Source organism: Chryseobacterium sp. Y16C (genome assembly GCF_022488405.1).
Taxonomy (GTDB): domain Bacteria; phylum Bacteroidota; class Bacteroidia; order Flavobacteriales; family Weeksellaceae; genus Chryseobacterium; species Chryseobacterium geocarposphaerae.
Genome location: NZ_CP092711.1, coordinates 798,730 through 810,100, shown reverse-complemented (window position 1 = coordinate 810,100; position 11,371 = coordinate 798,730). Strand labels below are relative to the sequence as shown.

The following is an 11,371-nucleotide window of genomic DNA, read 5'->3' as shown; positions in this document are numbered from 1 at the left end:
TTTTATAATGATCATTTTAAACTTAGTAATCCTCTATTTCGTGAAAAATGTTTAATTTGGTATTTCTTTTCAAGTAAACCAGAATTATGAAGTAAAACACAGAAGTTGAATCATGGACACACCAAATTACAGAATGCCTTTTGTTCCATCAACATTAATGACGGAAGGAGGAAGTATTGATACCTGCGATATGGGTGAAAGTATTGCCCATAACATTATGTTGTTGATCACCACCAAAAAAGGCGAAAACAGATATGATGAAAATTACGGAAACGATGTTTGGAATCTGGAATTCGATAATGGAGTTACCAGTGCTGTTTGGGAAAACGTTTTCATTAAGAGCCTGAAAAGGCAGATACAGGACTACGAACCCAGAATCGTACAGCCGCAAATTGAAGCTCATATTCAGTTTGTAGAGCATAATTACGACACGAAAGAGCACACGGAAATCAAGAAAAAAGTAAAAATAGCCATTAATGCGAAAATGGAAATGACGGGAGAACGATTCAGTTTTTCCACAGAATTATTTTTGAGCCCAATGTCTATTGATTAATTTTTAAAGGTAATCACGAATTATGAATTTAGATCAGAATATATATTCCAAAGAATCGGTAAAAGCAAGAATGTTGCAGAATGCAACTAAAGTCTGGGGATTAAAAAGTCCGCAGTCTTTAGATCCTTTTGTAAAATTATTAATTGATGCATTCAGCACTGAAATTTTTAAAGCCAACAACGAAATACAGACGGTAAACGCACGAATTTTAGAAAAACTTGCAAAACTTCTTACTCCGTCTATTTATACCCATCCGGTTCCTGCTCATGCAGTTGCCTTTACAAATCCTACGGAATCTACTGAAGTATTATTGGAGCATACAGAGTTCTTCTTCAGAAAACAGATGATTTCTACGGTAAAATCAGAGTCTGATAAGCAGATTAATATTCCTTTTACTCCGGTAGGAAATGTAAGGATTAATAAAGCACAAACTGCTGTCATGTTTGTAGGAAATACCTGTTATGGAATTGATGACAGACTTAATAAAGTTCCTATTGCAAGATTTCAGGGAAGGCCGGAAGATTACAGAAAAGTTACCATAGGGATTAATGTATCAAAATACAGCAGTGAGAAATTTCCAAAAAACCTTAGTATTTATTGCTCAAATCCTGCTTTTGAACATATCGATTTCGTATATAAGCTCCTGCCATATATTACCGTGACAAGTAACAACAATCCGTTGTTTGTTCGGGAAGGGCTGACTTATCTGAAAAATAACGAAGCGGATGGCTATGAGCAAATATTCAAAGAACAGTCTATCCAAAATAAAATTGTAGAAGATGTTAAAAGTATTTATCATCATAAATTCATAGAAGTAAAAGGGATTTCAGAAAGCTTATTTACTGAAGCTGGAAAACTTCCTGAAAATTTGGACTTCCTTGATTATAAAGAGGAAATCAACAAATATATCGAAGGTAAAAAGTTCTTATGGCTTACTTTTGAATTTCCGCCACAGTTCTCCGCTGAGATCTTAGATAACTTTTCGTTTGTACTCAATGCATTTCCAATCTATAACAGAGGTTGGAAGAAAACGGAGTATAGTCTTGATATTATGGGGAATAACATTCCTTTGGTGACAGATGACGGGGAACATTTCCTGTATGTAGATGAAGTTCAGGATGGTGACGGAAGAAGATATACAGAAATTCCGTTTACACCAAGCGATGATCTGAAGAAAGGACTCTATACTGTTAGAAAAGGAGGAATGGAGCGTTTTTCAAACAGAAATGCAGTCGATATGATTGCAAGTGTACTGGAGCTTACCAGAGACGAAATTGCAGCTTTTTCATTATTGAACAGAGATAATGTAAAAGGTATTCTGAGTGAAATGTCAGACAAAATGAAGTCTATGATTCAAAAAGTAAATAATGCTAAAAGAAGTATTAAACAAGAGCTCAACTACGTTATCATGGAGCCTGTTGATAAAACAGATCATACTTATGCTTCGTTTTGGGTAACACATTCTACTTTGGCCAATCATATGCGTCCCGGAACGGAACTTTCCAATCAGTTAAAATCTCAGATGCTGGTTCTTCTTACCGAAACGATAGGAGGAGCAGAAGAGCAAAAAGGAACAGACAGCATTCAGGCCTATAAATATGCTCTGACAACCAGGGATAAAATCATTTCTCTGGAAGATGTAAAAAACTATTGCAGAATGGTACTGAAAGATGAGTTGAAAGAAGTACGGGTAACACGGGGAACAATGATCAGCAATAAACCTAAAGAAGGCTTTGTACGTACGGTGGAAGTAGAGATCATTCCTCAAAACTATTCATTTTACGGAAGAATGTATTGGGAAAATATAGCCAATATGCTTAGAAACCGTATTATTTCAAAAGCAATAGACGGGATAGAATATTTGGTGAAAGTAAGCAATGAAGATTCTGATTTTGGAGATTATTAAATCTAAAACATACCTAATGAACCGGTGAATTTTTCACCGGTTTTTCTTTACCAATTAAATTAAAGAGAATTTTAAATTTGAAGTGAAAAAAATGTCTTTTTGTATTGAGTAACTAATATTTTTAACACAAAAAATTCCTAAAAAATCCGTAATTTTGCACATCGTGATTTTCAGGTAAAGTCACACCAAATTATGAGTAAATCAACAGAATATATAGAAGTTTACGGCGCACGCGAGCATAATCTTAAAAACATCAATGTAAAAATTCCACGTAACGAACTGGTAGTAATTACCGGGCTTTCGGGAAGCGGAAAATCTTCATTGGCTTTTGATACCATCTTTGCAGAAGGTCAGCGTCGCTATATCGAAACATTTTCTGCCTATGCAAGACAATTTCTAGGAGGTCTGGAACGTCCGGATGTTGATAAGATCGAAGGATTATCCCCAGTGATTGCTATTGAACAGAAAACAACCAATAAAAATCCACGCTCAACGGTAGGAACCGTTACAGAATTATACGACTTCCTGCGTCTTTTGTTTGCCAGAGTTTCAGATGCCTATTCACAGACCACAGGTAAGAAATTAGTAAGCTACACGGAAGATCAGATTCTTGATACGATCAAGGAAAACTATAAAGGTGAAAAGATCATGTTGATGGCTCCTGTTGTAAGAGCCAGAAAAGGACATTATCACGAACTTTTCGTACAAATGGCCAAGAAAGGGTACGGACAGGCGAGAATTGATGGAGAACTGACGGATATTGAATATGATTTAAAGCTTGACCGATATAAAACTCACGACATTGACATTGTAATCGACCGCTGGATTATTGGAGAATCAGCTTCTGAAAACAGAATGGAAAAATCGTTGCGTACAGCAATGGAAATGGGAGAAGGGCTGATCGGAATTCAAAAACTTGGAAGTACGGAAATTGAATATTTCTCTAAAAACCTAATGGATGCAGAAACAGGACATTCACTGGCTCTTCCGGAACCGAATACCTTTTCTTTTAACTCTCCGAAGGGAAGCTGTCCAAGCTGTAAAGGACTGGGAACAATTAAAAAAATCAATACCGATTATTTTGTTGAAAATCCGAAATTATCGATTAACCAAGGAGGTTTATTGCCTTTGGAAGATATTAAGTCTAACAAATGGGTTGTTTCCCAGATCAAAAATATCCTTGAAATTTTTGGCTTGGGGCTTACTACGCCATTTCAGGATATTCCCGAGGAAGCATTGGATTATATCTATAACGGCTGTCATAAAGAGTTTAATAAAGATCTCAAATACGCAGGAATTACCAAGAAGATCAAGATCAGTTTTGATGGGTTGATTCCTTTTATGGAGGAGATTATTGAAGAAAGAGAATCTTACGAAGCAATTTTACTGGAAAGACATTTCACTACGGAAGAAACCTGCCCCGAATGCAAAGGAACCCGTCTTCAGCCTTCAAGCTTAAGCTTTAAAATTGACGGAAAAAATATTGCGGAAGTCAATGCCTTAAGTTTATCAGACTTAAAAGAATGGTTAGCTGATGTTAAAGATAAATTCTCCGAGAAAAACGCGATTATTGCTCATGAAATCTTAAAAGAAATTGAAACCAGACTCCAGTTTTTGTTAGATGTTGGCCTTGATTATCTAAGTCTGAGCAGGAGCTCGAAAACGCTTTCGGGAGGAGAATCTCAAAGAATCCGTCTGGCAACACAGATTGGCTCTCAATTGGTGAATGTATTATATATTTTAGATGAACCAAGTATCGGATTACATCAGAGAGACAACGAAAGACTGATTAATTCCTTAAAAAACCTTCGTGATATCGGAAACTCTGTACTTGTGGTAGAACATGATAAAGACATGATTCTGGAAGCCGATGAGGTATTGGATATTGGTCCGAGAGCCGGAAAATTCGGAGGAGAGATTCTTTGGCAGGGGAAACCAAAAGATTTGCTGAAAGCAGATACTATTACCGCTCAATATATTAACGGAAAAAGAAAAATTGCCATTCCTGAAAAGAGAAGAGAAGGAAATGGTAAAAACATAGTTTTAAAAGGAGCTACAGGAAACAACCTTAAAAATGTAACGCTTGATATTCCTCTTGGAAAACTGGTTGTCGTTTCGGGGATTTCAGGAAGCGGAAAATCTTCTTTGATTAACGGAACTTTATATCCGATTCTTAACAAACACTTTTACAGAGCGGTTCAGGAACCTTTGCCTTACAAAAAAATCGAAGGCCTTGAACACATCGATAAAATCGTAGATGTAGACCAGACTCCTATTGGTAGAACGCCACGGTCAAATCCTGCGACGTACACAGGAATGTTTACGGATATCAGAAACCTTTTTGCAGAATTGCCTGAATCTAAAATCCGTGGTTACAAACCTGGAAGATTCTCTTTCAATGTGAAAGGCGGAAGATGCGAAACTTGTCAGGGAGGCGGTTTGAAGGTGATTGAAATGAATTTCTTACCCGATGTTTACGTTCATTGTGAGACTTGCAATGGGAAGCGTTTTAACAGGGAAACACTGGAAGTCCGTTACAAAGGAAAATCAATTTCCGATGTGCTAGATATGACAATCGATGAAGCGGTAGAATTTTTCCAGCCGATTCCTAAGATCTTTACGAAAGTGAAAACATTGCAGGATGTAGGTTTAGGCTATATTACCCTAGGACAGCAATCAACAACACTTTCAGGAGGGGAAGCTCAACGTATCAAGTTGGCAACAGAATTGGCAAAAAGACAGACCGGAAATACCTTATATATTCTTGATGAGCCGACAACAGGGCTTCATTTTGAGGATGTAAAAATCCTGATGGATGCCATTAACCAACTGGTGGAGCTAGGTAACTCTTTCATTATTATTGAACATAATATGGATGTTATTAAATTGGCCGATCATATTATCGACGTAGGTCCGGAAGGAGGAAAACACGGTGGGCAGATCGTTGCGCAGGGAACTCCGGAGGAGATTGTGAAGTCCAAGAAGAGCTTGACAGGAAAGTTTCTAAAACGAGAACTTGAATAATTATTTTTTATAAAATATATAGGGCTAAATCAAGTGAGATTTAGCCTTTTTTATATCCAATATTAACTTCCAATATTAAATTTTCAATTATTTTAAATTTTTATTGTATTGAAAATCAGTATTTTAATTTTTAATGTTAACTGAATGTTAACTGAATGTAAAATTAATATGAATTATTTTATATATCTTTGGTAAAGAAATAGTAAATAAGTTTAAAATAACATTTAAAATCAAAGAGTTATGAAAAATAAAATTCAAATATTGATCGCTTCTTTTCTAGTTTGTGGATTTATTACTGTATTAAGTTCTGCAAAAGCACAAGCAACAAACAATAATACCATACAGGAAGTTCAACTGAATAAAAATGATGCTTTCAGTGAGATCAGAAACTTGTTGATGGCAAATTTCGACTTCACCAATTCTGATTATAAGCAGGGAATTGTGAACTCGGAAGTAAAATTTGATATTGCAGAAAACGGTAAGATCGTAAACGTTCATTCTAAAGGAGATTGCAAAAATGTTAGCAAGGAAATTGAAAACGTGTTAAGCAAACTTTTGTATAGAGTAGACAGCAAAAAATTAAATGAAAATATGATTGCTTCTACGTATGTAATGCCTGTAAGAGTAGATATCAATAACAGATAATGCTTATAAATCTATCATAATGAAACCACACAAATTTTGTGTGGTTTTTGTTTTGAGGTGTAAATTGTGAAAACTTTAAAAAGAAATTTATAATAACTGGATATGATTTTCGTTTTATATTTAAGTTCACAAAATTAAAACGATATGAAAAATTTAAAGAAACTAACAAAAGCAGAACTAAAATCTGTGTACGGAGGAGAACCGAAACAATACTGTGTTTATTGCGAGAGGCTGAATAAAACAGTTTGCAGCACAGTTCCAATCGGGCAATGTCCTTAATCATCTAAACCGCTTTTTATAAAGCGGTTTTTTTATTTGTATATTAAATACAAGATCTGTTATTTGAAATTTTATTTTTTTCAATCAAAACAAAAAATCAATACATTTGATAGTATAAAAAACTATCGTGAATCCCATTTTAGATGTCGTTATCCGTTCGCTTTGCGTTTACCTCTTTATGGTAGTCGCTATTCGTTTGTTTGGTAAAAATCAGCTTTCCCAGCTTAATGCAGGGGATGTAGTTTTACTTCTGTTAATTTCAAATGCAGTTCAGAACGCAATGGTAGGCCCGGATACTTCTTTACAAGGAGGTTTGGTTGCGGCTCTGGTACTTTTTGCTGCTAATTTTATCTTAAAGAGATTAATGTTCAGGCATCCTTCATTTAAAACCTTTATGGAAGAAGACCCTGTGATTTTGATAAAAGATGGAGTGGTAATTCAGAAAGCTTTAGATGAGGTTAAGATCACAGAAGATGAATTGGAAGAAGCGATCAGGGAACATGGGGTTAACGGGATAAAAAATGTAAAACTATCCATATTGGAAGTAGATGGGAATATCAGTGTAATTTCCGAAGATGAAAAAGACAAGCAAACCCATTATTCCAGAATTAAAAGGAAAAATAAACGTAAATATCATTAAAACAAATGAACTACGAATTGAGAGAAATGCTTCCCAGTGACGAAGCAAGGGTATTGCAAATATTTCAGCAGGGTGTCGAAGGCGGAATAGCTACTTTTGAAACCACGGTTCCCACTGTTGAAGCATGGAATATGGATTATTTCAACGATTGCCGTTGGGTTCTGGAAAACGAAAACAATGAAGTTGTAGGATGGTGTGCTCTGAAGCCGGTTAGTAAAAGAGAGAGTTTTAAAGGAGTGGCAGAAGTAAGTATTTACTTTGAGAATAATTATCAGAGTAAAGGATTGGGTTCTGTTTTACTTAAAAAGATGATCTTAGACAGTGAGGAACATGGTTTCTGGACCTTGCAGACGAATATTTTCCCTGAAAATGAGGGAGCCTTAAAAGCTCATCAAAAAAATGGTTTCCGAATTGTTGGTGTGAGAAAAAAGATAGGTAAACTGAATAATGTTTGGAAAGATGTTGTTATGCTTGAAAGAAGAAGCGAAAATGTTTTTTAACAAAAAAAATAATAAACTTTCTTAAAATTTTCATAGAATTCAATAATAATGCATTATTGGCATTAGTCTTGCAAGTTTCGTATTGTAATTTGAAAATAACTTGCTATGAATTTTTTAACTAAAGTATTAGGATTTTTCTTAATCATTTTTTCTTTTGCTTTCTATCAGGCTTCGCCAATGCAGAGAGGACATGGACATGGGCATGGATACGGTCACGGTCCAAAGCATTCGAAACATTATTATTATGGTCCACCCAGACCTTACTATAGACCTGTTGTTTATCACCGACCTCCGAGACATCGTTATAAAAGATATTATTACGAACCTGTAAGACCAAGATATTATTCTCATAGGCCACATCGTGTTTATCATAGCAGACCTGTGATTATAGTGAAATTATAGAACAATAAAAGTGACTGTTTTTAAACAGTCATTTTTCTTTAAAAGATTGCGAGTAATCTCTTAAAGAAATGATGCGGCTTTTAAAACTTTGGCATCATGATTGATTATTTCCGATCTGGAAATTTGAAAAGTGAAAAAATGAAAGGATTAATTAAAATTGTCGGTGTTACAACAGTAATGCTCATGCTCACTTCTTGTGTAATTCATGAGCCTCATGGGAGAAGAATTCCTCCTGGACATGCAAAAAAAGTTTATATCTATGAAAAAAGAGGGAATGGACATTATAAGCATAGAGGAAATGGCCATAGGCATCATTAGATGAAAAAATAAAAAGCACTGAAACTTTTCAGTGCTTTTATTGTAATAGGATTAAAGTCTCGATTTTTTAGGGTTGAGAAAAGTATTGAAGATCATTACTTCCTGTCCGAATCTGGCTTCTATTCTTTCGGCAATGTTTTCCAATTCACTTTTCACGAAATCATCTCTTAATTCATCATTGTCAAATAGTAAAAGAAGATTATAATTTTTTCCCTCCTCAATGTAATCACTGTGTACATCAGAAAGGATATATTTATTGACATCCATTAAATTTTCCGTCATTAAAACCAAGGTTTCATCAATATAATTTTCCCATTCCTCAAGATGAGTTTTAGGGCAGTGGAAAGTTATACTCAGTATGCTCATATTTTTATGAATTTTTAAGATTCTGTGGATAAAATTTACTGCAAAAATCGGCAAATTTTTCGTAAATTAGCCCGTTAATAAAAATTCAAAAAGAATAATTTTCAGACATACAGCTAAGGGTCTGACTATCATTATAATAAAATTTGTTTATGCAAAAAGAAGGAGAAAGACTGATTCCTATCAACATTGTTGATGAAATGAAGTCGTCTTATATCGATTATTCGATGTCGGTTATCGTTTCAAGAGCGTTACCAGACGTAAGAGACGGCTTGAAGCCCGTTCATAGAAGAGTACTTTACGGTATGTATGGATTAGGGGTTTTTTCTAATCGAAAATATTTAAAATCTGCGAGAATTGTTGGGGATGTTTTGGGTAAATATCACCCGCATGGAGACTCTTCTGTATATGATGCGATGGTGAGAATGGCTCAGGACTGGAGCTTGCGTTATCCTCAGGTAGATGGACAGGGTAACTTTGGTTCTATGGATGGTGACCCACCGGCAGCAATGCGTTACACCGAAGCAAGATTGAAGAAAATCTCAGATGAGGTTCTTTCAGACCTAGACAAAGAAACTGTAGATTTTCAGAATAACTTCGACGACAGTTTACAGGAACCGACAGTTTTACCTTCAAAAATTCCTAACCTTTTAGTTAACGGAACTTCCGGCATTGCAGTAGGGATGGCAACAAATATGGCTCCTCATAACTTGACGGAGTCTGTAAATGCAATTTGTGCCTATATCGATAATAAAGAAATTACCATCGATGAACTAATGCAGCATATCATCGCTCCGGATTTTCCTACAGGTGGGATTATCTATGGTTATGATGGTGTAAGGGATGCTTTCCATACAGGTAGAGGTAGAGTAGTTCTTAGAGCTAAAGTTGCCTTCGAGGAAATCGGAAACAGAAATGCAATTATCGTAAACGAGGTTCCTTATCAGGTGAACAAGGCGGAAATGATTGCAAGAACAGCAGAACTCGTTAAAGAAGAAAAAATTCCAGGAATTTATGAAATCAGAGATGAGTCAGACAGAAGAGGTCTTCGTATTGTTTATGAGCTGAAAAATGATGCGATTCCAAATGTTGTTTTAAACTTATTATATAAATATACTGCGCTTCAGACTTCTTTCAGTGTTAATAATATTGCGTTGGTTCATGGTAGACCGGAGCAATTAAACCTAAAAGATATCATTCACCACTTTGTGGAGCACAGACATGAAGTTATCGTAAGAAGAACTCAGTTCGAGCTTAAAAAAGCAAAAGAAAGAGCTCATATCTTGGAAGGTTTCATGAAAGTGATCGGAACTCAGGATTCTCTGGACAGAGCAATTTCAATTATCCGTCACTCTGCAAATCCACAAGCTGCAAAAGAAGGATTGATAGAAGCATTTGAGCTTTCTGAAATTCAGGCTCAGGCGATTCTGGATTTACGTCTTGCCCGTTTAACAGGAATGGAGCTTGATAAGATCCGTGATGAATATGATGCAATTATGAAAGAAATTGCTGATTTGGAGGATATTTTAGCAAATGAGCCGAGAAGATTCCAGATCATTAAGGATGAATTAATTGAAATCAAAGAAAAATACGGCGACGAAAGAAGAACTGAAATCGACTATTCAGGAGGTGAAATGTCTATCGAGGATATTATTCCGAATGAATCTGTAGTTCTTACCATTTCTCACGCTGGTTATATTAAGAGAACTTCTCTTTCTGAATATAAAATTCAAAGCAGGGGTGGGGTAGGAAACAAAGCTGCGACAACGAGGGATTCTGACTTCTTAGAATACATTGTTTCTGCGACAAACCACCAATACATGTTGTTCTTTACGGAAAAAGGAAGATGTTATTGGTTAAGAGTATTTGAAATTCCTGAAGGTTCTAAAACGGCTAAAGGAAGAGCGGTACAAAACTTAATTAATATTGAACCGGATGACAAGATCAAAGCTTATATCAGAACCAACAACTTAAGAGACTCTGAATATGTTAATCAAATGAGTGTTGTAATGGTTACTAAAAACGGAACCATTAAGAAAACGTCGCTTGAAGCTTATTCCAGACCGAGAGTAAATGGGGTAAATGCCATCGAAATTAGAGATAATGACCAGTTGTTAGGGGCTTACTTAACAAACGGAACTTCTCAGATTATGATTGCTACGAAAAACGGTAAATGTATCCGTTTCCCTGAAGAAAAAGTAAGAGAAGTGGGTAGAGGTTCTATCGGAGTTCGTGGTATTGCCATGGAAGATGATGATGAGGCAATTGGTATGATAGTTGTGAATGATGTGGAGAAAGAAACGGTTCTTGTAGTATCTGAAAAAGGATACGGAAAGAGAACTGCTGTAGAAGATTACAGAATTACCAACAGAGGGGGAAAAGGAGTTATTACTCTGAATATTACCGAAAAAACAGGAAATCTGATTGCTATTCAGAACGTAACAGACGAAGACGGATTGATGATTATCAACAAATCCGGTGTTGCTATCAGAATGGGAATGGATGAAATGAGGGTAATGGGTAGAAATACACAAGGAGTAAGATTGATCAACCTTAAGAAAAATGACGAAATTGCAGCCATTGCAAAAGTAGAAATGGATAAAGATGTAGAAGAAGATTCTGAAGAAAATGAAGAAGGGGCAGAAACTGTAGCTGATAACCAGGAAAACAATACAGAAGTCCCTCAAGTAGAAAACGAAAGTACTACAGAGGAAACTGAGAATTCTGATTCGGAGGAATAA

11 protein-coding genes are annotated in these 11,371 nt (G+C 35.7%); 10 read left to right on the top strand and 1 reads right to left on the bottom strand.

Translation table 11 applies throughout. From position 1 onward, the window contains the following. Window positions 1–112 precede the first annotated feature (112 nt). The 9 genes from MKS83_RS03530 to MKS83_RS03490 all read left to right on the top strand — a co-directional run bounded on the left by MKS83_RS03530 (window position 113) and on the right by MKS83_RS03490 (window position 8,267). Window positions 113–553, top strand: coding sequence for a GPW/gp25 family protein (locus MKS83_RS03530; protein ID WP_100375757.1), 441 nt, complete (start codon window positions 113–115; stop codon window positions 551–553). A gap of 22 nt (window positions 554–575) precedes the next feature. Continuing rightward, complete coding sequence (locus MKS83_RS03525; RefSeq protein WP_240581988.1) at window positions 576–2,459, top strand: type VI secretion system baseplate subunit TssF; 1,884 nt, start codon at window positions 576–578, stop codon at window positions 2,457–2,459. A gap of 192 nt (window positions 2,460–2,651) precedes the next feature. Next, window positions 2,652–5,483, top strand: a complete 2,832-nt coding sequence (uvrA, locus tag MKS83_RS03520) for an excinuclease ABC subunit UvrA (RefSeq protein ID WP_240581987.1) — start codon at window positions 2,652–2,654, stop codon at window positions 5,481–5,483. A gap of 240 nt (window positions 5,484–5,723) precedes the next feature. Beyond that, on the top strand, window positions 5,724–6,128 hold the full coding sequence (locus MKS83_RS03515) for a hypothetical protein (RefSeq protein WP_240581986.1): 405 nt from the start codon (window positions 5,724–5,726) through the stop codon (window positions 6,126–6,128). Between the two features lie 144 nt (window positions 6,129–6,272). Continuing rightward, window positions 6,273–6,407 carry a bacteriocin-like protein gene (locus MKS83_RS03510; RefSeq protein WP_240581985.1) on the top strand — a complete coding sequence of 45 codons (135 nt, stop codon included), beginning with the start codon at window positions 6,273–6,275 and terminating at the stop codon, window positions 6,405–6,407. A gap of 127 nt (window positions 6,408–6,534) precedes the next feature. Further along, complete coding sequence (locus MKS83_RS03505; RefSeq protein WP_100375752.1) at window positions 6,535–7,047, top strand: DUF421 domain-containing protein; 513 nt, start codon at window positions 6,535–6,537, stop codon at window positions 7,045–7,047. Window positions 7,048–7,052: 5 nt separating this feature from the next. After that, window positions 7,053–7,547, top strand: coding sequence for a GNAT family N-acetyltransferase (locus MKS83_RS03500; RefSeq protein ID WP_240581984.1), 495 nt, complete (start codon window positions 7,053–7,055; stop codon window positions 7,545–7,547). 105 nt (window positions 7,548–7,652) lie between these two features. Further along, a complete protein-coding gene (locus MKS83_RS03495) occupies window positions 7,653–7,949 on the top strand; it encodes a hypothetical protein (RefSeq protein WP_240581983.1) in 297 nt (98 codons plus the stop codon). A 96-nt stretch (window positions 7,950–8,045) separates the two neighbouring features. Continuing rightward, on the top strand, window positions 8,046–8,267 hold the full coding sequence (locus tag MKS83_RS03490; RefSeq protein ID WP_240581982.1) for a hypothetical protein: 222 nt from the start codon (window positions 8,046–8,048) through the stop codon (window positions 8,265–8,267). Window positions 8,268–8,318: 51 nt separating this feature from the next. On the opposite strand, the gene MKS83_RS03485 is transcribed toward MKS83_RS03490, so the two are convergent. Then, window positions 8,319–8,633 carry a DUF4286 family protein gene (locus tag MKS83_RS03485; RefSeq protein WP_100376992.1) on the bottom strand — a complete coding sequence of 105 codons (315 nt, stop codon included), beginning with the start codon at window positions 8,631–8,633 and terminating at the stop codon, window positions 8,319–8,321. A 149-nt stretch (window positions 8,634–8,782) separates the two neighbouring features. On the opposite strand from MKS83_RS03485, the gene gyrA reads away from it, so the two are divergent. Beyond that, window positions 8,783–11,371, top strand: coding sequence for a DNA gyrase subunit A (gyrA, locus tag MKS83_RS03480; RefSeq protein WP_240581981.1), 2,589 nt, complete (start codon window positions 8,783–8,785; stop codon window positions 11,369–11,371).